A 24,247-nucleotide genomic window follows, 5' to 3' on the forward strand; every position below is an offset into this window, starting at 1 on the left:
ACGGACTTCGAGTGTAGCCCGATCAAGCCGGGGCCTGCGGCGCCGGGCGCGCTCGACTTTGGTCGAACTTCGACCAATGGCGAATAGTCGCGCGCGCTGCAGCATGGCCATGCTCGGCCTGTCATCGACCTGGGGAGACGCACGCATGACTACGCGACACACCAATCGCCGCAACGCGCTTGCCCTGAGCATGGCATGCGCGCTGATGCTTCCGCTCGCCGGCCACGCGCAAAGCGACACGCGCGAACAGCAACTCGAACAACGGGTGGCCCAGCTCGAACAACAGTTGAACGAACTCAAGGCGATGGTGCAGGCGCAGAAGGCCGCGCCTGCTCCCGCGCCCGCCCCGGTGCAGCAGGTCGCTGCCGCGCCGGCGACACCGGTGTTCAGCAGCGCGCCCGGCGTGTCGGTGGCCCTGCATGGTTTCATCAGCGCCAGCGCCTTCAGCCAGAACAAGAGCTTTTCCTACGGCAACGGCCAGAACGCGCTGTATCCGACGCCGGGTTCGACCGGCTCGCTCAGCGGCGTCGACGTGCGCAACACGCGCTTCTGGCTCGACTTCAAGGGCGCCAAGTTCGCCGGCAACTGGAGCGGCGGCGGTCGCATCGAGATGGACTTCTTCGGCGGCTTCAACGGCACCGGCGCCTATAGCCAGCAGCAGCCGACGCCGCGCCTGCGCCAGGCCTACATGGACCTGACCAACCCCGAGAGTGGCACCACGGTGCGCATCGGCCAGCAATGGGACCTGATGTTCCCGATCGACAACTCGGCCACCTCGCTGGCGCATATCGCATTCCCGCTGGGCTACGGCTCGGGCGTGATCGGCTGGCGCTTCCCCGGCCTGGTGGTGATGCAGGACCTGAACCACGGCAGCACCGGCGCACAGTGGCGACTCGACGTGGGCGTGTTCGAAGGCCACTGGAGCGGTCCGGGCAACAACGTCAATTACCTGACCGCGGGCAGCGCCGGCTTCCGGCCGCAGCTCGAGGCGCGCCTGCACGTGCAGGACAAGAACTGGCTAGCCTACTTCGCGGCGCATTACAGCAAGGTCGACCTGCGCGGGGTGGGCGGCACCGCGGCCACGCCGGTGAAGTCCGAGGTCACCAGCGTGGGCTACGAGCTCGGCGGACAGTGGAAGCCCGGCCCGTGGACCTTCAAGGGCGCGGCGTACAGCGGCAAGGGCCTGGGCCAGATCTTCGGCGCGATGTCGCAGTTCGGCGACATCCAGGAAACCGGCGGCTATGCACAGGCCGGTTACAGCTTCACGCCGAACTGGAGCCTGTACGCGTTCTACGCCTACAACAAGCCGGACCGGAACGACGTGGTCGACTGGATGGGCAACGGCGCCACCGGCCTGCTGCGCAATCGGCAGACCGCGTTGAGCCTGCAGTACGCGGCCGGTTCCTACGAGCTGGGCATGGAGTGGCTGCACGACAAGCTGGATTCGACCAGCAACGGCACCGACCACAAGACCACCAGCGGCAACCAGGTCAGCCTCAACGCGCTGTACCGCTTCTGACTTCACCGGCGATGCCTGGCATCGCCGCACAGCCTCCCGCCTTGCGGGGGGATGACGGGGTGCGGTCCGGGGCTTGCCGGGGGACCGCATCGGTCGACTTCTCTTCCACCCTGGCGGAGAGCGGCATCCCACTATCCTGAGAGGGGAAACATCCATGGCCACCACCGCGATCGACGGGCGCGCCGCGCTCGATGTCAGCCACAAGCGGGTCATCCTGGCGTCCAGCCTGGGTACCGTGTTCGAGTGGTACGACTTCTACCTGTACGGCTCGCTGGCCGTGATCATCGGCAAGCAGTTCTTCTCCGGGCTCAACGAGGCCAGCCAGCTGGTGTTCGCCCTGCTGGCGTTCGCCGCCGGCTTCGCCGTGCGTCCGTTCGGCGCGCTGGTGTTCGGCCGGGTCGGCGACCTGGTCGGGCGCAAGTACACCTTCCTGATCACCATCGTGATCATGGGCCTGTCCACCTTCTTCGTGGGCCTGCTGCCCAGCTACGGCTCGATCGGCGTGGCGGCGCCGGTGATCCTGATCCTGCTGCGCATGCTGCAGGGCCTGGCGCTGGGCGGCGAGTACGGCGGCGCGGCCACCTACGTGGCCGAACATGCACCGCCGGGCAAGCGCGGCCTGTACACCAGCTTCATCCAGATCACCGCCACCTTCGGCCTGTTCCTGTCGCTGCTGGTGATCCTGGGCTGCAAATGGATGATGGGCGACAAGTTCGAGGACTGGGGCTGGCGCATCCCGTTCCTGATCTCCTCCCTGCTGCTGGCGGTGTCGGTATACATCCGCCTGCAGCTGGCCGAGTCGCCGGTGTTCAAGCAGATGAAGGAAGAGGGCAAGCAGTCGAAGGCGCCGCTGACCGAATCGTTCGCCCGCTGGGGCAACCTGAAGCTGGTGATCCTGGCCCTGCTGGGCGCCACCGCCGGCCAGGCCGTGGTGTGGTACTGCGGCCAGTTCTACGCGATGTACTTCCTCGGCAGCACGCTGAAGATCGACTCGACCACCACCCAGTTGCTGATCGCGGCCGCGCTGCTGATCGGCACGCCGTTCTTCGTGGTGTTCGGCTGGCTGTCGGACAAGATCGGCCGCAAGCCGGTGGTGCTGGCCGGCTGCCTGCTGGCCGCGCTGACCTACTTCCCGATCTTCAAGGCGATCACCCACTACGGCAATCCCGGCATCGAGGCGGCCCGCACCACCGCGCCGGTCACCGTGCACGCCGACCCGGCCAACTGCCACCTGCAGATCAACCTCACCGGCACCTCCACCTTCACCAGCTCCTGCGACATCGCCAAGAGCACGCTGGCCAAGCGCGGCGTGCCGTACGACAACCAGGCCGCCCCGGCGGGCACGGTGGCAAAGGTCACGGTGGGCAGCGCCAGCATCGATGCGTTCGAGGGCAGCACGCTGGCCAAGGCCGACTTCGCGGCCCAGGGCAAGGCGTTCGCGGCCAGCCTCGGCGCGGCGCTGGACCAGGCCGGCTACCCGGCCAAGGCCGATCCGGCACGCAGCAATTACCCGATGCTGGTGTTCCTGCTGTTCCTGCTGGTGCTGTACGTGACCATGGTCTACGGCCCGATCGCGGCGTGGCTGGTGGAAATGTTCCCGACCAAGATCCGCTACACCTCGATGAGCCTGCCGTACCACATCGGCAACGGCTGGTTCGGCGGTTTCCTGCCCTCGGTGTCGTTCGGCATCGTGGCGCTCACCGGCAACATCTACGCGGGCCTGTGGTATCCGGTGGTGATCGCGCTGATGACCTTCGTGATCGGCATGCTGTTCGTGCGCGAAACCAAGGATGTCGACATCACCGCCTGAGCCATGCGGGCGCGGCACGAAGAACGCAGCGGCGGGAGCCGCTGCGTTCTTCGTTGCGAAGCGCGTCAGGCGCGCTTGATCAGTCCGATGATCACCAGCAGCACGATCGCACCGATCATCGCGTAGACGATGCTGGTGACGATCGGGTTGCCCAGGCTGAAGCCGACACCGAGCGTCGGCAGCAGCCAGCCGGCCAGGAACGCGCCGATGATGCCGACCACGATGTTGCCAAGCAGGCCGAAGCCGAAACCGCGCACGATCAACCCGGCCAGCCAGCCGGCGATGGCGCCTATCAACAAGAAGATGAGCAGGGCGGTAAGCGTCATCATGAACTCCTGGTTCGAGCGGAAGAGTCGACGGTGGCCGCATGCCGGGCCACGCCGCCGCAGCGTCCGCGCTCGCGTGTGCAGCGGTCGTGACGGCTGTGGGCCGGGGTATGCTGGCGCCCAGCATTCAGCGGTGACGCCACCGGGAACCGGCCGATGACCACAGCCACACCGAGTTACGTGCATGGCGCCAGCCTGCAGCCGCTGCTGGGCGAAACCGTCGGTGGCCTGCTCGATCGGGTGGCGGCGAAATACCCGCAGCGACCGGCGCTGGTCGCGCGTGCGCAGGACGTGCGCCTGGACTACCGGGCATTCCATGCCGAGGTGGAACGTGTCGCGGCGGGCCTGCTGGCGCTGGGCCTGGAGCGGGGCGAGCGCATCGGCATCTGGGCGCCGAACCGGGCCGAGTGGGTCGTGCTGCAGTTCGCCGCGCCGAAGGCCGGGCTGATCCTGGTCAACATCAACCCGGCGTATCGCACGCACGAGCTGGAGTACTCGCTGAACAAGGTGGCCTGCCGCGCACTGGTGCTGCCGCGCCGCTTCAAGACCTCGCACTACCTGGCGATGCTCACCGAGCTGGCGCCGGAACTGGCGACGGCGGCACCGGGCCAGTTGCAGGCGGCCAGGTTGCCCGCGCTGCGCGAGGTGATCCTGCTGGACCAGCAGGACGAGCCCGGTACCCGCCGCTGGGCGCAGCTGGCCGCGCTTGGCGACGAGGCGGCGCGTGCGCTGTTGCGCGTGCGCGAAGCGGCGCTCAACTTCGACGACGCGGTGAACATCCAGTTCACCTCCGGCACCACCGGCGCGCCCAAGGGCGCCACCCTGACCCACCACAACATCGTCAACAACGGCTGGTTCATCGGCGAGGCGATGCGCCTGACCGAGCAGGACCGGCTGTGCATCCCGGTGCCGTTCTATCACTGCTTCGGCATGGTGCTGGGCAACCTGGCCTGCGTCACCCATGGCGCCTGCATGGTGATCCCCGGCGAGGGCTTCGACGCGTTGACCACCCTGCAATGCGTGGCCGAGGAACGATGCACCGGCCTGCACGGCGTGCCCACCATGTTCATCGCCGAGCTGGAGCATCCGCGCTTCGGCGAATTCGACCTGAGCTCGCTGCGCACCGGCATCATGGCCGGCTCGCCCTGTCCCATCGAGGTGATGCGCCGGGTGGTCGGCGAGATGCACATGGCCGACGTCACCATCGCCTACGGCATGACCGAAACCAGCCCGGTGAGCTTCCAGACCGTGCCCGATGATCCGCTGGAACGCCGCGTCGACAGCGTGGGACGGATCCACCCGCAGCTGGAGGTGAAACTGGTCGACGAGGCCGGCCAGGTGGTGCCGCGCGGCAGCACCGGCGAGCTGTGCACGCGTGGCTACTCGGTGATGCTGGGTTACTGGGACGACCCCGCGCGCACCGCCGAGGTGATCGACGAGGCGCGCTGGATGCATACCGGCGACCTGGCGGTGATCGACGCGGACGGCTACTGCAGCATCGTCGGCCGGCTCAAGGACATGATCATCCGGGGCGGCGAGAACGTGTACCCGCGCGAGATCGAGGAGTTCCTCTACGGCCATCCGAAGATCCGCGACGTGCAGGTGTTCGGCGTGCCCGACCCGAAATTCGGCGAACAGGTGTGCGCGTGGATTGTCCTGCGCGACGGCGTCAGCGCCAGCGTGGCCGAGATCCAGGATTACTGCCGCCATCACCTCGCCTATTACAAGGTGCCGCACTACGTGCGCTTCGTCGACACCTTCCCGATGACGGTGACCGGCAAGATCCAGAAATACCTGATGCGCGACGCGATGGCGGCCGAGCTGGCGCCCTGACCGGCGTCAGGGACGCTCGTGCCGGAGTGGCGGCTTGCCCTCGCGCAGACGCTTGAGGTCGTACTCGGACAAGCTGGCTTCCCGTGTATTGCCGGCGATGCGGGCGTGGACGAAGGCCAGCGTGCTGGCGAACACCCCGAGCAGTCCGACCAGCATCCAGAAACCCCACGCGCCGGCACTGTGGCGGGTGAAGCAGAGCACGAAGGCGAATACGGTGGAAATCAGCAGCAACCAGCGCATGGGCACGACCCGGCAAGTGGATGGAGCGTCGCTCCCGCAGCGACGGACGGGCAGATCATAGCGCCGCCCATGCGCGCCGGGCGCGCGTGGAATCACAGCTTGACGCGGTGTCGCCACGACTGAGATTCCGGCACGCCACACTGCCCGGATGAGCTCGCCACCACCACCCGATTCGCCCTACGCCCCGCGTGCGCACAAGGGGCGCGGCGCCGCGTCGAATCCCGAAGGCCGCTTCGAACACGTCCGCCACCAGGCCGAAGATGACGGCTGGCAGGGTGCGCTGCTGGACGAGGATGCGCCGCGCCCGCGCACGGAAGTCACCGACGAGCGCGCGCGCAGCGTGATCAGCCGCAACGACTCGCCGGACATCGCCTTCAGCCAGGCGATCAATCCGTATCGCGGCTGCGAGCACGGCTGCATCTACTGCTTCGCGCGGCCCTCGCACAGCTATCTCAACCTGTCGCCGGGTCTCGACTTCGAGACGAAGATCCGCGCCAAGGGCAACTTCGCCGAGGTGCTGCGGGCGGAACTGGGCAAGCCCGGCTACACGATCAGCCCGATCAACATCGGCAGCAACACCGACCCCTACCAGCCGATCGAGAAGCGCTGGCGGCTGACCCGCGCCGCGCTGGAGCTGCTGGCCGAATGCCATCACCCGTGCACCATCGTGACCAAGAACGCGCTGGTCGAGCGCGACCTCGACATCCTGCAGCCGATGGCGCGCGAAGGACTGGTGCAGGTCCTCGTCTCGGTCAATTCGCTGGACAACCATCTCGCCGCGAAACTCGAACCGCGCGCCAGCGCGCCGCACCGGCGGATCAAGGCGATCCGCAACCTGGCCGAGGCCGGCGTGCCGGTCGGCGTGCTGGTGGCGCCGATCATTCCGGCGTTGAACGACAAGGACATGGAAGCGGTGCTGGCGCAGGCCTTTGATGCCGGCGCGCGCAGCGCCGGCTACACCACGCTGCGCCTGCCGCACGAACTGAAATCGCTGTTCCGCGAATGGCTGGCGCTGCATGCGCCGCAGCGCGCCGAACACGTGATGAGCCTGGTGCAGCAGATGAACGGCGGCCGCGACTACGACAGCGACTTCGCCACCCGCATGCGCGGGCAGGGCGTGTTCGCCGACCTGCTGCGCCGTCGCTTCGAGCTGGCCTGCCGTCGGCACGGCTTCGCCCGCGCCCGCGAACTGCAACTGGATACCTCGCGCTTCGTGCCGCCGCGCAAGCCCTCGCCCCAGGGCGAGCTGTTCTGAGAGCCCGCTCAGCTCTGCACAAACGGATGCGGCAATTGCATCAACCCGCGCCAGCCGCGCCGCGCCAGCCAGATCATGCCGGCGCCCAGCAGCAGCCACGCGCCGACCAGGGGCAGCAGCAGTGGCTCGACGCCCGCGACCGGGTGACGGCCCCAGCTGATGGCCGGCAGCAGCAGGCTCGACAGGCAGAGCACGAAACTGGTGACCAGCACCGCGCCGGTCACCCAGATGGACAGCCGGCGGCCACCGAAAAGATTGAGCAGCATCGCCACGGTGACGGTCGTGGCACCCAGCTGGGCCAGCAGCAGGAACGACAGCATCGCGACGTGGCCATGCCAGCACAGCATGGCGACACCGATCAGCAGCGCCAGCAGCGCGTGCAGAACCAGCGGCAGGCCGAGCCCGGCGCGCACCACCTGCCGCCGCGCCTGCGCGGGTTCGCCCAGCCCCGGCAGGAGTGCCAGCAGGGGCAGTTCGGCATTGGCCTGTTGCCAGCGCCTGTTCAGCCAGATCAGGCTGAACGTGCAGATCATCGGACCGGCAACGCCGCCGACCATGCCAAGGCTGCCGATCAACACGCCACGCATCGCGACGGCGGCCTGCGCGTCCTGTCCGCCCCAGTGCAGCAGCCACGCGACACCCAGCAACGGCAGCGCGACGAAGGCGATCATCAGGCCCAGTTGCCTGGCGTAACTGCGCCAGGTTTGCGGCAGGTACCAGCCGCCCAGCGCCACCCGCAACGCCTTGCGCGGCGCCGTGGGGCCCACGCCGTCGAGGCTGACGGCCAGCTGCAGCCAGTCCGGTCGCTGCTGCAGTTGGCGCAGGTCGCCGATGGCGCTCCACTGGCCCCAGCCGCCGCTGCGATACTGCAGCACCATCGGCGAACTCCAGCCCTGCGCGCGGCTGGAGCCGCCGCGCAGCAGCCGACGCCAGCGGATCACGATCAGCAGCAGCGACAGCAGGATCAGCGGCAGCGCGAGCAGCACGAAGCGGGGGTCGTCGATGCCGGGCAGGTGCAGGCGATGCCACAGCGTATTGCCCAGGGTGGGCATCAGTCCGAAGAAGATGGCGCAATAGCGCGGCATCAGCGCGAATGCGAGCCCGACCGCCGTGCACAGCGTCAGCACGACCGCGGTGTTGAGCACCGGCGCGCCCAGCATGCCCAGCACGAGGGTCGGCACGGCGATGCCGAGCCCGGCATGCAGCAGCAGGGACGCCACGATCTGCCGCTGGATCGCCGGCACGCGCAGCTGCCACGCATCGATCGCCAGCAACAGGGTGGTCGGCAGGAAGAATGCCCACACGAACAGCAGGCCCACGCCAAACATGAAGATCGCGCCGGCGAAATGGCCGGGCTTGCTGCCGAACAGGCCGAGGCCGATGGCCGAACCGGCACACACGGTCAGTAGCACCACCGCCATCCAGCGCAGCGAGCGATGGGCCGCGTACCAGGGAATCCGGAACAGCTGCGACGGTTTCATTCGGCCACCTCCACGAACAGATCCTCCAGGCCCAGTGCGTCGACGCGGGCGCCGGCCAGGCTGGCGGCCTCCGGCCAGCGGCCGTGCTCGTCGAGCTCGACCACCAGGCTGAGGCTGCCGTCGTCGTGGCGACGCCGGCTCAGGCTGTGCGCGGGAGCGGCTGCGCTCAGCCGCCCGGGCAGCCACAGCCGCGCGTAACGTTCCTTGGTCTCATCGACACTGCAGCGCATCAGCAACTTGCCCTGATGCAGGAACGCCACTTCCGAGGCCACGCGTTCCAGGTCCGACACGATATGGGTGGAGAACAGCACGGTGGTGCCGGACTCGCCGGCGCGCAGCGCCACCTCGCGCAGCAGTTCGCGGCGGGCGACCGGGTCGAGCGCCGCGGCCGGTTCGTCCAGCACCAGCAGTTCCGGTTGCGAGGCCAGCGCGCGGATCAGGTCGACACGCTGGCGTTCGCCCGGCGACAGCTTCGCCAGCAGCCGGTTCGGCTGGATCTGCCAGCGTTCCAGCGTGTTCCTGACGAAGGTCTTGTCCCAGCGCGGGTAGAAACGGCCGACGAAGTCGAGCATCTGTTGCGCGGTGAGCCAGGCCAGCGCCTCGGGCTGCTGCGGCACATAGGCGATGCGCGCCTTGGCTTCGTCGCCGAGCGCCAGCGCCGGTTCGCCGAATACCGTCGCGACCCCGGCCATCGGTTCGAGCAGGCCCAGCATGATGCGGATCAGGGTCGACTTGCCGGCGCCGTTGCGGCCGATCAGGCCGAGCACGCTGCCCGGTTCCAGCGCCAGGTCGACGCCGTTCAGCGCATGGCTGCCTTCGTAGCTGTGGACCAGGCCGCGCACCGCGAGCGGGGCGATGGTGGATTCCGTTTCACTCGGCATCGCGTTCATTTCATTCTCCCAGCAGTTTGGTCAGGCGCCGCAGCACCGGCGCGGCGGGCAGTTCGAGTTCGTGGGCATGGCGCGCCAATGCCTGCAATTGCGGTTCGAGCAGGGCGAGCCGATGGCTTTCGCTTTGCGCGGCCTTGCGCGTGGCGATCACCGCCATGCCCTTGCCGCGCAGGCGCTCCACCAGACCCTCGCTTTCGGCCATGCCGTAGGCGCGCGACACGGTCATCGGGTTGATCGCATGGAAGCCGGCGACGTCGCGCACCGACGGCAGCAGTTCGCCATGGGCGAGCTGGCCCCCGGCAATCAGCCGGCGCAGCTGTTCGACGATCTGCCGATAGATCGGCTCGCTGGCGGTCGGTTGAACGGTGAGCAGGGAGGCATCCATGTGTATCAGTACAGCAATACACATGGAGCCTGTCAACAATGACTTCCGACCTGGTCGGCCGGTGGCCTGCCTCTTGCCGGGGAGCACCGCGTCGACGGCGCCGGGGAGCGCCTCAAGCCTTCTTCACGCGCCGATGAAGTCCGATCGGCTGCAATGCGGCCATTCGTCGAGGCGCGTACGCCGCGGCGACCTGCACCAGGGAGGCACCGATGTCCTCGTTCGCGCTCTACCTGATCGGCATGATCGTCGTGATCGGCGGTCTGGTCTACATCGCCACGCTGCTGCACGTGCCCAACCAGTGGATCATCGGCGGCGCGGTCGTGCTGGTCGGCGCGGGCATCCTGGGCGCGGTCACCAAGACCCGCAGCAAGGACCCGCCCGAGCACTGACGGCGAGGCGTGACAAAAAAAGAGCGGGCCAGTCGGCCCGCTCTTTTCATGTCGGTCGGTTCATGTCGGCCGGTTCGTGCCGTTCGGCTCAGCGGCTGGCCGGCAGGTACTTCTCGAACCAGCCCAGCGCCCGCTGCAGCACATCGCGCTGGTGGGCGGGATCGACGAAGTGGTGGCCTTCGTTCGGATACACCACCAGCGAGGTGGGCACGCCCTGCGCGCGCAGCGCATGCCACATCTCGAACGATTGCGGCGCCGGGCATTCGGCGTCGCGGTCGCCGACCACGATCAGCATCGGCGTCTTCACCTGCTTGATGAAGTTGATCGCCGAGCTCTTCGCGTACACCGCCGGGTCGTCGTAGACGCTGGCGCCGAAGAACGGCGGCATCCACTGGTCGATCAGGTTCTGGCCGTAATAGCTCTGCCAGTTCGAGATGCCGGCGCCGGCCACCACGGCGCGGAAGCGCTGGGTCTGGGTCGGCGCGAACATGCTCATGAAGCCGCCGTAGCTCCAGCCGGTGAGGCCGAGCCGCTGGTCGTCCACCGGGAATTTCTTCTCCACCGCGTCCACACCGGCGAGGACGTCGCGCAGGTCGCCGTAGCCGAAGTCCTTGCGGTTCGCCTGCACGTACTTCTCGCCCTGGCCGAAGCTGCCGCGCGGATTCGGCTGGAACACGAAATAACCCAGCGCGGACAGCGGCGCCGCACCGTAACCCACGCCGGGCCAGCGCGGGATCACCGCGCTCGAAGGGCCGCCGTGCACCACCACCACCATCGGATAGGTCTTCTTCGGATCGTAGTGGGCCGGGTACAGCAGCCAGCCCTGCACGTGGAAGCCTTCGTTGTTCCATTCCACCGATTCGGCCTTGCCCCAGGCCGGTTTCAGCGCGGCGTTGAACGAGGTCACCGCCGGCGGCGCGGCCTTGCCCAGTGCGCCGGCGTGCACTTCGGTGGCGCGGGCGTACGAGCTCTGCAGGAAGGCGACGTGCCTGAGGTCGGCGGACAGCGACATCGCCATCGAGGCGCTGCCGTCGCTGATGCTGGCCGGCACGGTGAAGTGCACGCGCTGCTGCTGCGCCTGCGTGGCGGACACGGCGTAGTCGGCCAGCTGGCTCTGGCCGTTGCTGACCTGGCTGACCAGCATCGACTGCGGCGAGGTCCAGCGCAGCCAGCTCGGCGTGACCTTGATGCCGGGGGTGAGGTTGACCAGCGTGCCGCCGGCGGCGGGCACCGCGTAGATGTCGCCGCCGGTGGCGCCCTGGTCGCTCATCAGGCCACCGATGAAGGCGATCCGCGAGGCATCCGGTGACCAGCGCGGCAGCGCGATCTGAAGATGCTGCAGCGAGCCGCTGGCGGCGTCGGCCGGATCGACCAGCACGGTCGCGGTGGCGTCCACCTGCGCGGGTTGCACGTAGAGTTTGGCGATCCACCAGTTGTTGTCGCCCGGCGGCAGCGCGGCGGTATAGGCGATGCGCGAGCCGTCCGGCGACCAGTCGAACTCGTACGCGTACATGTCGGCCGGCGTCAGCTCGCGCAGCGTGCCGCTGGCCACGTCGAGGCTGGCCACGCGCTGCACTTCCACCCCGGTCACGCCGATCTCGCCGGCGGCCGGTTTGGCCGCGGCGGTGGCGCTGGCGTGGCGGGTGGCGCCTGCCACGTAGAGGAAGCCGAGCGACTTGCCGTCATCGGTCCACTGCAGCGCGCGCACGTAACCCTTCAGCTCGGCCAGCCGCGCCGGCGCGTCGTGGCCGGTGGTGTCGGCCAGGTAGATCGCGTTCTGCATCACCTTGGTGCTGGTGAGGTCGACGTTGCAGTTGGAGACGAAGGCGAGATGGTGCGAATCGGGCGCCCAGGCGATGCCGGATTCGGCGCAGCTGCCGGACCGCGCCGCGGCGGTCACCCGGCGCGCATGGCTGCCGTCGGCATTCGCCACCTCGATCGCCGGCTTGCCGTCGCGCTGGATCACCCAGGCGAGCTGCTTGCCATTCGGCGAGATCGCGGTGGCCTGGATCGACTGCGCCTTGCCCAGTTCGGTCAACACCTGCTCGATGCGCGGATCGACCTCGGCCGTGGCGGCGAAGGCTTGCGGTGCCAGCGCGAGAGTGAGCAGCGACAGCGGGACGATCAGGCGAGAGCGTTTCGGCATGGGAGGGATTCCGGCGTGGGGAATCCCGAAGCTACAACCCGGTGCCACACACGCCAAGTGCAGGACGGCATGGCGACCGGATCAGCGCTGCGCAGCCTTGCTGCCGGCGGCCTGGCGCGCCGCGGCCATGGCGGCCAGCTTTGCCCGGATCGCGGGGATCGCCGCCAGCGCGGCCTTCTCGCCGGCCAGGATGGCCTGGTTCTTCTGCTCGAAATCGGTCGGGCCGATGCCGCGCAGGTCGGGCCGGATCACCACCTCGGCGCGCGCGCTTTCCTGCGCCGCCAGTTGCCGCCCCATGATGTCGATCGACTGGCCCACGATGCCCATCATGTCCTGCGGGTTGCTGCCGTCGGGCGCGGCGGAGATGTCCACCGCGATCACGAAATCGGCGCCGAGCTGGCGTGCCGCGTCGACCGGGATCGGGCTGACCACGCCGCCGTCGACGTAGTGCTTGCCGTGGATCTCCACCGGCTCGAACACGCCGGGAATGCTGGACGATGCGCGCACCGCGCGGCCGGTGTTGCCGCGCACGAACACCGTGCGCGTGCCCGTTTCCAGCTCGGTCGAAACAGCGGCGAACGGCATCTTCAACTGTTCGATCGGCTGCTTGTGCACCAGCTGGTTGACGTAATCCTGCAGCGCCTGGCCCTGCACCAGGCCGCCGGAGAACAGTCGCACGTCGCGGATCTTCGCCTCGTCCAGACCGAACGCGGTCTGCTGCAGCGCGAACGCGTCCATGCCGCTGGCGTACAGCGCGCCGACCACGCTGCCCGCACTGGTGCCGGCGACCACGTCCGGATGGATGCCGCTGGCCTCCAGCATCTTGATCACGCCGATGTGGGCGAAGCCCTTGGCCGCGCCACCGCCGAGCGCAAGGCCGATCTTCAGCTTCACCGGCGCCATCGGCGGGGCGACCACCGGCGCGGGTTTGCTGGCGTGCGTGCAGGCACCGAGCAGGAGCGTGGCGAACAGTGGCAGCAAACGGCGGAAGGGCATGGGCATCGGTGTCGGAAGATTCTGATCTGCTCCTCCCCCTGCTGGCGGGGGGAGGTTGAGGTTGCCCCTCCCCTGCAAGCAGGGGAGGGAGCAGGAGGGTCAGCCTTGGGCGGCGTCGGCTTCCTGGTGGTAGCGCGTGGCCAGTTCGACTTCTTCCTTCGAGCCGAGGAACACCGGCACGCGCTGGTGCAGGCCGGTGGGCTGGATCTCCATGATGCGCTGGCGACCGGTGGTCGCCGCGCCGCCGGCCTGCTCGATGATGAAGGCCATCGGGTTGGCCTCGTACATGATGCGCAGCTTGCCGCCCTGCTTCTCGATCTTCGCGTCCAGCGGGTAATAGAACACGCCGCCGCGGGTCACGATGCGGTGCACGTCGGCCACCATCGAAGCGACCCAGCGCATGTTGAAGTCCTTGCCGCGCGGCCCGGTCTTGCCGGCCAGCAGTTCGCCCACGTAACGCTGCATCGGCGGCTGCCAGTGGCGCTGGTTGGACATGTTGATGGCGAACTCGGTGGCCTGCTCGGGAATGCGGATGGCGCGCCGGCTGAGGATGAAGCTGCCCACCTCGCGATCGAGCGTGAACTCGTGGGTGCCGTGGCCGAAAGTCAGCACCAGCACGGTGGCCGGGCCGTACACCACGTAGCCGGCGGCGAGCTGGGTGGTACCCGGCTGCAGGAAGTGCTCGGCCTTCGGTTCGGTCACGCCGTCCGGGCAGCGCAGCACCGAGAAGATCGTGCCGACCGAGATGTTCACGTCGATGTTCGACGAGCCGTCCAGCGGATCGAACAGCAGCAGGTGGTTGCCCTTCGGGTAGCCGTCCGGAATCTGCTGCGGGTCTTCCATTTCCTCCGAGGCGCAGGCGGCGAGGTGGCCGCCCCAGGCGTTCGCTTCCAGCAGGATCTCGTTGGAGATCACGTCCAGCTTCTTCTGCGCCTCGCCCTGGATGTTGCCCGTGCCGGCCTCGCCCAGCACGCCGCCCAGCGCGCCCTTGCCGGTGGCCACCGCGATGCGCTTGCAGGCGCGCGCGACCACTTCGATCAGCAGCGAAAGTTCGGCATTGATGTGGCCGGCGCGGCGTTCCTCGATCAGGAACTGGATCAGTGAGACAGGCTTCATGTCGGGTCCATGGCGTGGGGGACGGGCATTGTCGCATTTGTTTTGAGCGGGGAACGGGGAAGGGGGAGCGGGGAAGAGCAGCGCGCGGGAGCGTGAAGCCTGGCGATCCCGCTTTTGTTCCCCGCCCTGCTGACAACACGCTGGCAGCAGCCCCCCGGCAAGCTGTCCCTCCAAGGCGGAGGACCAAGACATGCGCGATACGGTTTATTTCCTGGTGTTCGAGGGTTTTGCCGACTGGCAGGCGGCGCTGGCCCTGTGCGAAATCCGGCGCCCCGGCGACTGGGAGGTGCAGACGGTGGGCTTCAGCCGCGCCCAGGTCACCTCGATGGGTGGGCTGTGCGTGCAGCCGGAGCTGACGCTGGATCAGCTGGACGACGCGCGCGCCGCGATGCTGATCGTGCCCGGCGGCCATCTGTGGCAGCGTGGTGAGGGCGCGCCGGCGGTGGCGGCGATGCGCCAGTTGCACGCGGCCGGCGCGGTGGTGGCGGGCATCGACAGCGGCATGCTGGCACTGGCCCGCGCCGGCCTGCTCGACGATTGCCGTCACACCGGCAACTGGTCGGGGCAGATCGCCGCGCAGGTGCCCACCTATGCCGGCGCGGAGCAATACGACGCCGAGGTGCTCGCGGTCAGCGACGGCGGCGTGATCAGCGCCAGCCACCTTGGCAGCGTGGAATTCGCCCGTGAGGTGATCCGCACGCTCGACCTGTACGGCCCCACCGATCGCGATCACTGGTATCGCCTGTTCAAGCATGCGCAGCTGCCGCCCTGGTGCGTCGGCGAAGCCATGGCGGCATGAGGAGGTCGCGATGAACAAGATCCTGCAACGCACCTTGATGGCCTATCGTCCGCTGTACCTCAATGGCCTGCTGCTGGACGGCCAATATCGCTTGCCGAAAGCGAACCCGGCCGGAGCCAGTGGCGCGACGCCGCGGCGACAACGCGCGCTGCTCGCCGCACTGACCCACACCTTCCATCACCGGAGCAAATGATGACCAGGACTTATCACGGAAGTTGCCATTGCGGCGCGGTGCGCTATGAAGCCGACATCGATCTCGCCGCCGGCACCGGGCGTTGCAACTGCTCGATCTGCACCAAGACGCGGCAGTGGGGCGTGATCGTCAAGCCCGCGGCCTTCCGGTTGCTGAGCGGCGAGGACGCCTTGTCGGACTATCAGTTCAACACCCGCAGCGCCCACCACCTGTTCTGCCGGCATTGCGGCGTGCGCTCGTTCGGCCGCGGCCATATCGCGGAAATCGGCGGCGACTACGTGTCGATCAGCCTGGCCTGCCTTGATGACGTCGAACCGCAGGAGTTGATCGAGGCGCCGCTGCGCTTTTCCGACGGTCGCCACAACAACTGGATGTCCGCACCGGCCGAAACGCGGCATCTCTGAAACTTTCCACCCGTTCGCCAGGAAACCACGATGAGCAAGCCACGCGTCAGCTTCTTTCATTCGCCACAAAGCCGCTCCGCCGGTACCCGCGCCCTGCTCGAGGAACTGGCTGCCGACTACGAGTTGCACGTGCTCAGCCTGAAGGCCGGTGAACAGCGCCAGCCGGCGTATCTGGCGATCAACCCGATGGGCAAGGTGCCGGCGATCCATCACGACGGTGCCCTGGTCACCGAGCAGCCGGCAGTGTTCATCTACCTGACCGACCTGTATGCCGAAGCCGGGCTGGCGCCGCCGATCGGTGATCCGCTGCGCGGCCCGTACCTGCGCTGGCTGGTGTTCTACGGTTCGTGCTTCGAACCGGCGGTGACCGACAGATCGCTGCAGCGCGAGCCGGCGTCGACGTCGACCTGCGGCTACGGCGACTACGACACCATGCTGAAGACCGTGGTCGACCAGCTGGAAAAGGGACCGTACCTGCTGGGTGAGCGTTTCAGCGCGGCGGACGTGTTGTGGGGCACCGCGTTGAACTGGACCACGCTGTTCAAGCTGGTGCCCGAGCTGCCGGTGATCCGCGCCTACATCGGCCGCGTGCTGGCACGGCCTGGCGTGCAGCGTGCCGCCGCGCTGGATGCCGAACTGGTGGCCGCCCAGGGCGCGTGATGCGATGAGTCGTGACGTTCGACGCTGTTCGCCGTCATCGTTCCCGGGGATGATGTGCGAATGCGTCGAGCGGACCGGCTATTCCTCATCATTCACGCGCTGCGCGGTCGACGTACCGCACTGCAGGCGCGATCGCTGGCGCAGACGCTGGGCGTGTCGCTGCGCACGGTCTATCGCGATGTCGCCGACCTGCAATTGTCCGGCGTGCCGATCGAGGGCGAGGCCGGCGTCGGCTACGTCCTGCGCAAGGGTTCGGACATCCCGCCGCTGATGTTCAACGCCAGCGAACTCGAGGCTCTGGTGGTCGGCTCGCGCTTCGTGCGTGCATTCGCCGGCACCCGGCTGGCGGAAAACGCGCAGACGGCGCTGCTGAAGATCGAGGCGGTGCTGCCGCCGGAACTGCGCGAGCGCGCCAGTCGCACGCGCATCTTCGCGCCGGTGTGGCGCGACCAGTACCGCGACGATTTCGCCGCCCTGCTCGATCAGCTGCACGCGGCCATCGTCGGCAACCAGGTGCTGCGGATGGCCTATCGCGACGAAGGCGGCAACCCCAGCACCCGCGAGATCGAGCCGCTGTGCCTGTCGTTCTGGGGCGGCAAGTGGACCCTGGGCGCGTGGTGCCGCATGCGCGGCGACTTCCGCAATTTCCGCCCGGACCGGATCGCCGAGAGCACGGCCAGCGGCGAGGTTTTCATCGAAACCGAAGAGCGCAACCTGGCTGCCTACCTGCGCTCGGTGGGAGTGGGCGAGCTCAATCTGGGCTGAGCGGGCCGTGGGCGGACCGGGGCGTCGACACCGCCGCTGGATGCCGGGTGCCGTTGCCATGCGCCGTCATGACCGCCACGATAGACGCTCGCATCACGTCACCTGATCGATGACGCCGCCGCCCGGAAAGAGGAACCCGAGTGAACAAGACCCCGATGATGGCCCGATGGGCCGTGCTTGCGCTTGTCTGCAGCGCGCCGGCCTACGCGACCGCCACCCCGGCCGGCGAAACCACCGTCGCCGCCGATGCCCGGTTCAAGAACATCTACACCACCGAATGGGCCTGGCGGACGGGGCAGGCCGGCATCAGCGCGTCGGGCGAGTCCCAGCCCAACAACGGCCGGCTCGATGACGTCGACGCGGCCAGCCAGCAGCGGCGACTGGATTACTGGCAGGACGTGCTCAAGCAGCTGGAACGCGTCGACGTGGCCGCGCTGTCGCCTGCCGAACAGGTGAACTTCGCGATCTATCGCGAGCAGATCGGCAACTTCGTCGCCGACCAGCGCTTCAAGAACTGGCAGATGCCGTTCAATAGCGATTCGGCGTTCTGGTCGGACATCGGTTACCAGCTGGGCGGCGGCCGGTTGCGCACCCGGCAGGACTACGAACAGTACCTGGATCGGCTCGACCAGATCCCCGCCTACTTCGACCAGCAGATCGCCAACATGCGGGCCGGGCTCAAGCGCGGCTTCAGCGTGCCCCGCGCGGTGCTGGACGGGCGTGACGTGTCGATCGCCGCGGTCGCCGAATTGAAGGACCCGACCGCGAGCAGCTTCTACGCGCCGTTCAGGCAGCTGCCGGCCACGATGCCCACCGACGAGGCCCAGACCTTGCAGGGACAGGCCTTGCGCCGCCTTCGCGACGAGGTGATTCCGGCGTACGCCAGACTGCTGGCGTTCTTCCGCAACGAGTACCTGCCCCGTGCGCGCAAGACGCTCGCCGCCGAGGCGCTGCCCGACGGCAAGGCGTTCTATCGCCAGCAGATCCGCGAGTACACCACGCTCGACCTCAGCCCCGACGCGATCCACCAGATCGGTCTGGACCAGGTGGCGCAGATCCATGCGCAGATGCTGGAGGTGATCAAGGACACCGACTTCAAGGGCAGCTTCGCCGAGTTCCTGCAGTTCCTGCGCAGCGACCCGCAGTTCTACGCGAAGTCGCCAGAGGAGCTGCTGATGCGCAGCGCCTGGGTGGCCAAGGAAGTGGACGGCCAGATGGCCAGATATTTCGGCCACCTGCCGCGCCAGCGCTTCACCATCGTGCCGGTGCCGGCGGACATCGCGCCGTACTACACCTCCGGTCGCGGCGGCCCGGACGAATACATGGTCAACACCTATGACCTGCCGTCGCGGCCGCTGTACAACATGCCCGCGCTGACCCTGCATGAGTCCTATCCGGGCCACGCGCTGCAGCTGGAGCTGGCCGACGAGCAGCACGGCCAGCCCGCGTTCCGCCGCAACAGCTACATCTCCGCCTACGGCGAGGGCTGGGGCCTCTATTCGGAATATCTCGGCAACGAGATGGGCATCTACAAGACCCCGTACCAGCGTTTCGGCTACCTCACCTACCAGATGTGGCGGGCCTGCCGGCTGGTGGTCGACACCGGCATCCATCACCTGGGCTGGAGCCGGCAGCAGGCGATCGACTACCTCACCGTCAACACCGCGTTGTCCGCTCGCGAGATCGCCAACGAAGTCGACCGCTACATCAGCTGGCCCGGCCAGGCGCTGTCGTACGAACTGGGCTACCTGAAGATCCGCGAGCTGCGCGCGAAGGCGGAGCAGGCGCTCGGCGCGAAGTTCGACATCCGCCATTTCCACGACACCGTGCTGTCCACCGGCTCGGTGCCGTTGCCGGTGCTGGAACAGCGCATCGACCGCTTCATCGCCGACGGCGGTCCGGAGCCGGATTACGGCTGCGACTGTGCCGCAAAGGCGAAGGAGCAGCCGTCGGGACCGTGAGCCGGCACTGGTCAAACATTGACCAAAGCTTCCCTTGTAGAGTAAATTGCATGTCAACTTTACAAGGAGAGTGACCGTGCTGGCCCAGTCGCTGCCTGAAAACACTCCTGACGCGGACCTCGATGGTCCGGCGTTGCGCGCGTTCTTCCGTCTTGCCGAACACTGGAAGCTGCGCATCGCCGATCAGCGCAAGCTGCTCGGTGATCCGCCGGAATCGACCTTCTACAAGTGGAAGCGCCAGCAGGATGGTGCCCCGGGACGCGACACCATCGAGCGGATCAGCTACCTGCTCGGGATCTGGAAGTCGCTGCAGATCCTGTTTCCCGAACCGGCCCAGGCCGACGCCTGGCTGCACAAGCCGAATACGGCGTCGCTGTTCGGCGGCCACTCCGCGCTGGAACGCATGCTGTCGGGCAATGTCGCCGACCTGTACGTGGTGCGGCAGTATCTGGACGCGCAGCGCGGCTGAAGCGGTGACGGGCGTCGCGGCGAGCGAGACGGCGATGCCGCACGCTTTGCGCCTCTCCCTGCAGGCAAGGAAGCACTTCCAGGAACCCTGATGCCAAACGAGTTGCCGCCCCTCAAACGCGTCCGCTGGAGCCAGGCGTACCGCATCGTGCCCAGCCGCTTCCCGCCGGTCGGGGTGTACGACCGCATTGCCGACCCGGCCGACATGGACGCGGTGTTCGCGATCGAAGCATTGACCAATCCGCGCCTGCGCGAGGAGATCGACGCGCTGAAGCTGGTGCCGAAGGCGCACCGGGTCAGCGGCCCGGGTTCGACGCCGGTGATGGCGGCATTCACCCATCTGAATCCGGAAGGCAGCCGTTTCTCCGATGGCACGTGGGGCGTGTTCTACGCGGCGCACAGCGTGGCCACCGCGGTCGAGGAAACGGTGTATCACCGCGAGCAATTCATGGCCGCGACCAGCGAACCGCCGTGCGAAGTGCAGATGCGCTGCTATCGCACCAGCGTGGACAGCAAGCTGCACGACCTGCGCGGTGGCTGGTCGGCGGAACAGGCGGCCGACAGTTACGTGGCCAGTGTGGCGCTGGCACGCAGGCTGCGCGGTGCCGGTTCGCCCGGCATCGTTTTCGACAGCGCCCGGCATGCCGGCGGCGAATGCATCGCGGCGTTCTTCCCCGACGTGGTCGCGCCCTGCGTGCAGGCCAGGCACCTGGTCTACCGCTGGGACGGCACCCGCATCGCCCAGGTGCTGGAGGTGAGCGAGCTCAAGCGGTCCGGGCCGAACAAGTCGTAACAGCGCCGATCGTCGCGGAGTGGGCACGATCGGCTTCCGGGGCGGGTGCCGAAGGCGACCTGCCGTTTCCCCCGGTCGCGCCGCGGCCTTGCTCGCGTCTACAGCTTCTCGAATTCCCGTTTGAGGTCGTAGCCCTTGTCGGTCACGATGCGTTCCAGCGTCCTCACGCGCTGCTCCAGCGTGTCCATGCGCGCCTGGTATTGCGGGTCCTCGCGTGGCTGGACCTGCTTGAAGCGCAGGTGGTCGCGGATGATGCGCGCGCCGAAGACGACGATGATGATGCTCAGTATGAAAAATTGACCGTGGTCCATCGTTGATTCCTAGTGTTCCAGATCGCGAAATTGGCGGTCGAGATCGCGTCGACGCGAAGTGACGTAGCCTTCCATGTGCTGCAAGTTGCTGTCCAGCTCGCGCCGGCGATGGCGTCGCTCGCGGAAGCCGTCGCCCGCCGGGTACCTCACGCTGCCCCAGTACGCCTCGTCGACATCGTGCCGCATGTCCGTCCTGGCGGGCAGCAGGAAGCCGAGAACGACATACGCCGCCAGCGTCACCACGCCGAACCAGAACAGCGCGATGACCGCGATGATCCGGACCAGGGTGACGTTGCAGCCGAGCTCGTCCGCCACGCCTGCACACACGCCCATGAGCCTGCCGTGGCGGGGATCGCGATGGAAGCGCTGCGCGCGCCCGTAGTCGTCGCGTGCCATGGCTCCTCAGCTCCGGTGACGCGTCGATTGCCAGTAGCTGCGCTCGTCGCCGTCGCCGCAGTAACGCAGCGGTCGCTCCGGCATGACCAGCGCGGCGACGACGTAGGCCACCACGGCGGACACCGGGAAGCACCAGGCCAGCGCCAGCGCGCCGGCGCGGGTCAGCCATACCGGCCAGTCGAAGCTTTCGGCGATGCCGGTGCATACGCCGAGGATCAGGCCGCGTTCCGAATCGCGATGGAGCGGGCGTCGACGATCTCCGTCCCGTGTAGCGTTCATGCCTTGTCTCTCCAGTGGGTGTTGGGGTATCCGGATGGCTTCCGGCGTTGTCACGCCGCTTCCATCGGGCGGTGCCTCGTCTCGTTATTCCTTGTTCGCCGGCTTCGCCGAGCCCAGGCGTTCCTTCAGCGCCGCCAGTTCGGCCTCGACGTGGTCGTTGGTTTCCAGCTCCGCGAATTCGCGGTCGAGATCGCGCTGCTTGCCCAGGTCGTAGGCTTCGACCCGGCCTTCCATGTGTTCCAGCTTGCGCTCGTAGTGCTCGAAGCGACCCAGCGCGTTGTTGATCCGCTCGTCGTGGGTGCGGCTGCGCGCCTTCAGGCGGTTGGCCGCGGTGTGGTGGCGCAATTCGAAGGATTTCTGCCGATGCTTGGCATCGGCCAGCTTGACCTGCAGCGCGGCGATGTCGTCGTTGAGCTTGGCCAGGCCCAGTTCGACCTCGTGGCACTGGCGCTGCAGCGATTCCCGCGCGGCGTCCATGTGCTTCTTTTCGGCCAGCGCGGCCTTGGCCAGGTCGTCGCGCCCCTTGGTGATGGCCAGCTCGGCCCGACGCTGCCACTCGTCGGACTCGCGCTGGGCGTGTTCCACGCGCCGCTCCAGTTCCTTGCGGTCGGCGATCGCGCGCGCCGCGGCGGAGCGCACTTCCACCAGCGTGTCTTCCATCTCCTGGATGATCAGCCGCACCACCTTTTCCGGTTCCTCGGCCTTGTCCAGCATCGCGTTGATGTTGGAGTTGATGATGTCGCTCATTCTCGAAAAAACGCCCATGTCTGCTTGCCTCGTGATGGTGAAGGGCCACGAAGTATCCAGAGCACGGGTCGTGCCAAACGCCGACGTCCTCTCAAGTCATTGATTGGTCCAGGTTTGACTCCTTGCGGCCGTGGAGGCGTGTCGTTCGCAGCGGTTGGATAAACCGATTTATGGTTGAATTCACCAATACCGGGTTGAATGAGCCATTCGACCATTCCCCCCTCTGCGAGTTGATGTCCCATGCCAGATCCGCGGCCATCGGATACCGAAATCACCGCCATGCTGGGCGAGTCGACGGCCTTCCTCGATTTGCTGGAACACGTCTCGCGGGTGGCGGCGGTGAACAAGCCGGTGCTGGTCATCGGCGAGCGCGGCACCGGCAAGGAGCTGATCGCGGCGCGACTGCATTACCTGTCGCCGCGCTGGGAGGCGCCGCTGGTGAAGCTCAACTGCGCGACCCTGACCGAAGCCCTGCTCGAAACCGAGTTGTTCGGCCATGAGGCGGGCGCGTTCACCGGCGCCAGCCGCCGCCACATCGGCCGTTTCGAGCAGGCCCACGGCGGCACGCTGTTCCTCGACGAGCTGGCCACGGTTTCCCTGCGCGTGCAGGAAAAGATCCTGCGCGCCGTCGAGTACGGCCAGTTCGAACGCGTCGGCGGCAACGAGACGCTGACCGTGGACGCCCGCATCGTGGGCGCGACCAATGGCGACCTGCCCGCCGCCGTGCGCGCAGGAACATTTCGCGCCGACCTGCTCGACCGCCTGGCCTTCGACGTGCTGACGGTGCCACCGCTGCGCGCGCGCACCGGTGACATCCTGCAACTGGCCGAGCACTTCGCGCTCAACATCAGTCGCGAGCTGGGCCGGGACCTGTTCGCCGGTTTCAGCGAATCCGCCCGCGGCGCGCTGATCCGCTATCCGTGGCCGGGCAATGTGCGCGAGCTGAAGAACGTGGTCGAGCGATCGGTGCACCGCACGCCGGCCGACGACCCGGTCGACGCCATCGTTTTCGATCCCTTCGCTTCCGCGTTCCGGCCGGCGGTCGAGGCCGAGCCGGAAGCCGTCGAGGTGGCAGCGCCGGAAAGAAAATCGATCCGGCTTCCCTGCGACATCAAGACCGAGATGGCGCGCCTGGAAGTGGACCTGGTCCAGCGCGCGCTCGTCGAAGCCCGCCACAGCCAGGTCGAGGCAGCGCCACTGCTCGGACTCAGCTATCACCAACTGCGCGCGCTGTTGCGCAAGCACGGCATGGTGAAGTCGCGCCGTCGCGGGGACGCTCCATGAGTGACAACCGTGAAATCACCCTCGTCGTCGTTGCGCTACGCTCGGGAACGGCGTTTCCCGCTGTCTGCAGGCAGCATCGATAATCTGCAGCCGGCATGACCACGACGGAGCGAACGATGAAATGCATGCGTCATCTGCTGTGGATCCTGCTGCTGTGCCCGCTGCTGGCGGCGGCACGCGACAACCGGGAAAACGAACATGCGCAGTGGAACCGGGATATCGCCGCGTTCCAGGCCACGGATCGGGCGCAGCCACCGGCGGCGGGCGCGGTGTTGTTCATCGGCAGTTCGTCGATCCGCATGTGGCGCTCGCTGGCGACGGATTTCCCGCAGGTGCGCACGCTCAACCGCGGCTTTGGCGGTTCGGAGCTCGACGATGCCACCTTCTTCGCCGACCGCATCGTGGCGCCGTACCATCCGCGCGCGATCGTGATGTATGCGGGCGACAACGACCTGGCCGACGGCGACAGCCCGGCCCGTGTGCGCGACGACTTCGCCGCCTTCGTGCGCAAGGCGCGCTCGTACGACGCTGATGTCCCGATCGCCTTCATCGCCATCAAGCCCAGCGTGGCGCGCGCGGTGTTGCTGCCGAAGATCCGCGAGGCGAATGCGCTGGTGCGCGCCTATGCCGTCAGCCAGCCGGGCGTCAGTTACCTGGACGTGTTCACCCCGATGCTGGGCAGCGACGGCCAGCCGCAATCGCGTTGGTTCATCGCCGACGGGCTGCACATGAACCGGCAGGGCTATGCGCTGTGGACCGGCGTGGTGGGTCCGTGGCTGGACGCCACGTTGCGCTGATCCG

Annotated in this window: 27 protein-coding genes; 15 read left to right on the forward strand and 12 right to left on the reverse strand. The window is 67.6% G+C overall.

The window, feature by feature from the left end; translation table 11 throughout:
- Nucleotides 1–145: 145 nt before the first annotated feature.
- Both I6J77_RS00170 and I6J77_RS00175 read left to right on the forward strand, forming a co-directional pair.
- Nucleotides 146–1,519 carry a carbohydrate porin gene (locus tag I6J77_RS00170; protein WP_204110087.1) on the forward strand — a complete coding sequence of 458 codons (1,374 nt, stop codon included), beginning with the start codon at nucleotides 146–148 and terminating at the stop codon, nucleotides 1,517–1,519.
- 154 nt (nucleotides 1,520–1,673) lie between these two features.
- Nucleotides 1,674–3,329 carry an MFS transporter gene (locus I6J77_RS00175; protein WP_204110088.1) on the forward strand — a complete coding sequence of 552 codons (1,656 nt, stop codon included), beginning with the start codon at nucleotides 1,674–1,676 and terminating at the stop codon, nucleotides 3,327–3,329.
- Between the two features lie 65 nt (nucleotides 3,330–3,394).
- Here I6J77_RS00175 and I6J77_RS00180 read toward each other — a convergent pair whose 3' ends face one another.
- A complete protein-coding gene (locus I6J77_RS00180; RefSeq protein WP_007809790.1) occupies nucleotides 3,395–3,655 on the reverse strand; it encodes a GlsB/YeaQ/YmgE family stress response membrane protein in 261 nt (86 codons plus the stop codon).
- A gap of 156 nt (nucleotides 3,656–3,811) precedes the next feature.
- On the opposite strand from I6J77_RS00180, the gene I6J77_RS00185 reads away from it, so the two are divergent.
- Nucleotides 3,812–5,488: an AMP-binding protein gene (locus I6J77_RS00185; RefSeq protein ID WP_204110089.1), complete on the forward strand. Its 1,677-nt coding sequence runs from the start codon at nucleotides 3,812–3,814 to the stop codon at nucleotides 5,486–5,488.
- 6 nt (nucleotides 5,489–5,494) lie between these two features.
- Here the strand turns inward: I6J77_RS00185 and I6J77_RS00190 are convergent, their stop codons facing one another.
- Complete coding sequence (locus tag I6J77_RS00190) at nucleotides 5,495–5,728, reverse strand: hypothetical protein (protein ID WP_056714559.1); 234 nt, start codon at nucleotides 5,726–5,728, stop codon at nucleotides 5,495–5,497.
- Between the two features lie 148 nt (nucleotides 5,729–5,876).
- On the opposite strand from I6J77_RS00190, the gene I6J77_RS00195 reads away from it, so the two are divergent.
- Nucleotides 5,877–6,983, forward strand: coding sequence for a PA0069 family radical SAM protein (locus tag I6J77_RS00195; protein WP_204110090.1), 1,107 nt, complete (start codon nucleotides 5,877–5,879; stop codon nucleotides 6,981–6,983).
- Nucleotides 6,984–6,991: 8 nt separating this feature from the next.
- Here the strand turns inward: I6J77_RS00195 and I6J77_RS00200 are convergent, their stop codons facing one another.
- Genes I6J77_RS00200 through I6J77_RS00210 form a run of 3 tightly spaced genes read right to left on the reverse strand, consistent with a single transcriptional unit; the run spans nucleotide 6,992 to nucleotide 9,739 of the window.
- A complete protein-coding gene (locus I6J77_RS00200; protein ID WP_204110091.1) occupies nucleotides 6,992–8,464 on the reverse strand; it encodes a hypothetical protein in 1,473 nt (490 codons plus the stop codon).
- Nucleotides 8,461–9,354, reverse strand: coding sequence for an ABC transporter ATP-binding protein (locus tag I6J77_RS00205; RefSeq protein ID WP_204110092.1), 894 nt, complete (start codon nucleotides 9,352–9,354; stop codon nucleotides 8,461–8,463). Before I6J77_RS00205 ends, I6J77_RS00200 begins: the two co-directional genes overlap by 4 nt.
- A gap of 1 nt (nucleotide 9,355) precedes the next feature.
- Complete coding sequence (locus I6J77_RS00210; protein WP_204110093.1) at nucleotides 9,356–9,739, reverse strand: GntR family transcriptional regulator; 384 nt, start codon at nucleotides 9,737–9,739, stop codon at nucleotides 9,356–9,358.
- A gap of 209 nt (nucleotides 9,740–9,948) precedes the next feature.
- Between I6J77_RS00210 and I6J77_RS00215 the strand changes: the two genes are divergently transcribed.
- Complete coding sequence (locus I6J77_RS00215; RefSeq protein WP_007809783.1) at nucleotides 9,949–10,128, forward strand: hypothetical protein; 180 nt, start codon at nucleotides 9,949–9,951, stop codon at nucleotides 10,126–10,128.
- Nucleotides 10,129–10,216: 88 nt separating this feature from the next.
- Here I6J77_RS00215 and I6J77_RS00220 read toward each other — a convergent pair whose 3' ends face one another.
- From I6J77_RS00220 to I6J77_RS00230, 3 genes are all read right to left on the reverse strand, one after another.
- The gene (locus tag I6J77_RS00220) at nucleotides 10,217–12,274 is read right to left on the reverse strand and encodes a S9 family peptidase (protein WP_204110094.1); all 2,058 of its coding nucleotides are present in this window, start codon (nucleotides 12,272–12,274) and stop codon (nucleotides 10,217–10,219) included.
- Between the two features lie 81 nt (nucleotides 12,275–12,355).
- A complete protein-coding gene (locus I6J77_RS00225; protein WP_204110095.1) occupies nucleotides 12,356–13,270 on the reverse strand; it encodes a patatin-like phospholipase family protein in 915 nt (304 codons plus the stop codon).
- Between the two features lie 99 nt (nucleotides 13,271–13,369).
- The gene (locus I6J77_RS00230; RefSeq protein WP_056762929.1) at nucleotides 13,370–14,386 is read right to left on the reverse strand and encodes a class 1 fructose-bisphosphatase; all 1,017 of its coding nucleotides are present in this window, start codon (nucleotides 14,384–14,386) and stop codon (nucleotides 13,370–13,372) included.
- Nucleotides 14,387–14,576: 190 nt separating this feature from the next.
- Here I6J77_RS00230 and I6J77_RS00235 point away from each other — a divergent pair, with 190 nt between their 5' ends.
- The 8 genes from I6J77_RS00235 to I6J77_RS00270 all read left to right on the forward strand — a co-directional run bounded on the left by I6J77_RS00235 (nucleotide 14,577) and on the right by I6J77_RS00270 (nucleotide 20,429).
- On the forward strand, nucleotides 14,577–15,185 hold the full coding sequence (locus I6J77_RS00235; RefSeq protein ID WP_056762932.1) for a DJ-1/PfpI family protein: 609 nt from the start codon (nucleotides 14,577–14,579) through the stop codon (nucleotides 15,183–15,185).
- A gap of 10 nt (nucleotides 15,186–15,195) precedes the next feature.
- Nucleotides 15,196–15,378 (forward strand): hypothetical protein, encoded by a 183-nt coding sequence (locus I6J77_RS00240; protein WP_056714530.1) that lies wholly within the window; start codon nucleotides 15,196–15,198, stop codon nucleotides 15,376–15,378.
- The gene (locus I6J77_RS00245) at nucleotides 15,378–15,782 is read left to right on the forward strand and encodes a GFA family protein (RefSeq protein ID WP_056714525.1); all 405 of its coding nucleotides are present in this window, start codon (nucleotides 15,378–15,380) and stop codon (nucleotides 15,780–15,782) included. Before I6J77_RS00240 ends, I6J77_RS00245 begins: the two co-directional genes overlap by 1 nt.
- 30 nt (nucleotides 15,783–15,812) lie before the next feature.
- A complete protein-coding gene (locus tag I6J77_RS00250) occupies nucleotides 15,813–16,442 on the forward strand; it encodes a glutathione S-transferase family protein (protein ID WP_204110096.1) in 630 nt (209 codons plus the stop codon).
- A gap of 60 nt (nucleotides 16,443–16,502) precedes the next feature.
- Nucleotides 16,503–17,207, forward strand: coding sequence for a YafY family protein (locus I6J77_RS00255; protein ID WP_204110097.1), 705 nt, complete (start codon nucleotides 16,503–16,505; stop codon nucleotides 17,205–17,207).
- A gap of 158 nt (nucleotides 17,208–17,365) precedes the next feature.
- Complete coding sequence (locus I6J77_RS00260; RefSeq protein WP_204111341.1) at nucleotides 17,366–19,168, forward strand: DUF885 family protein; 1,803 nt, start codon at nucleotides 17,366–17,368, stop codon at nucleotides 19,166–19,168.
- Between the two features lie 76 nt (nucleotides 19,169–19,244).
- Complete coding sequence (locus tag I6J77_RS00265; RefSeq protein WP_204110098.1) at nucleotides 19,245–19,637, forward strand: MbcA/ParS/Xre antitoxin family protein; 393 nt, start codon at nucleotides 19,245–19,247, stop codon at nucleotides 19,635–19,637.
- Nucleotides 19,638–19,727: 90 nt separating this feature from the next.
- Nucleotides 19,728–20,429, forward strand: a complete 702-nt coding sequence (locus I6J77_RS00270; protein WP_204110099.1) for an RES family NAD+ phosphorylase — start codon at nucleotides 19,728–19,730, stop codon at nucleotides 20,427–20,429.
- 98 nt (nucleotides 20,430–20,527) lie between these two features.
- Here the strand turns inward: I6J77_RS00270 and I6J77_RS00275 are convergent, their stop codons facing one another.
- From I6J77_RS00275 to pspA, 4 genes are all read right to left on the reverse strand, one after another.
- Nucleotides 20,528–20,740, reverse strand: a complete 213-nt coding sequence (locus I6J77_RS00275) for a hypothetical protein (RefSeq protein ID WP_204110100.1) — start codon at nucleotides 20,738–20,740, stop codon at nucleotides 20,528–20,530.
- Nucleotides 20,741–20,749: 9 nt separating this feature from the next.
- On the reverse strand, nucleotides 20,750–21,136 hold the full coding sequence (locus I6J77_RS00280) for a PspC domain-containing protein (RefSeq protein WP_204110101.1): 387 nt from the start codon (nucleotides 21,134–21,136) through the stop codon (nucleotides 20,750–20,752).
- A gap of 6 nt (nucleotides 21,137–21,142) precedes the next feature.
- Nucleotides 21,143–21,415: a PspC domain-containing protein gene (locus I6J77_RS00285; RefSeq protein WP_082585209.1), complete on the reverse strand. Its 273-nt coding sequence runs from the start codon at nucleotides 21,413–21,415 to the stop codon at nucleotides 21,143–21,145.
- A gap of 84 nt (nucleotides 21,416–21,499) precedes the next feature.
- The gene (gene pspA / locus I6J77_RS00290) at nucleotides 21,500–22,162 is read right to left on the reverse strand and encodes a phage shock protein PspA (protein ID WP_235577683.1); all 663 of its coding nucleotides are present in this window, start codon (nucleotides 22,160–22,162) and stop codon (nucleotides 21,500–21,502) included.
- A gap of 240 nt (nucleotides 22,163–22,402) precedes the next feature.
- On the opposite strand from pspA, the gene pspF reads away from it, so the two are divergent.
- Both pspF and I6J77_RS00300 read left to right on the forward strand, forming a co-directional pair.
- Nucleotides 22,403–23,446, forward strand: coding sequence for a phage shock protein operon transcriptional activator (gene pspF / locus I6J77_RS00295; protein ID WP_204110102.1), 1,044 nt, complete (start codon nucleotides 22,403–22,405; stop codon nucleotides 23,444–23,446).
- 116 nt (nucleotides 23,447–23,562) lie between these two features.
- Nucleotides 23,563–24,243, forward strand: coding sequence for an SGNH/GDSL hydrolase family protein (locus I6J77_RS00300; RefSeq protein ID WP_204110103.1), 681 nt, complete (start codon nucleotides 23,563–23,565; stop codon nucleotides 24,241–24,243).
- The last annotated feature ends 4 nt before the right edge of the window (nucleotides 24,244–24,247 follow it).

Origin of the sequence: Rhodanobacter sp. FDAARGOS 1247 (assembly GCF_016889805.1) — a bacterium.
GTDB lineage: Bacteria > Pseudomonadota > Gammaproteobacteria > Xanthomonadales > Rhodanobacteraceae > Rhodanobacter.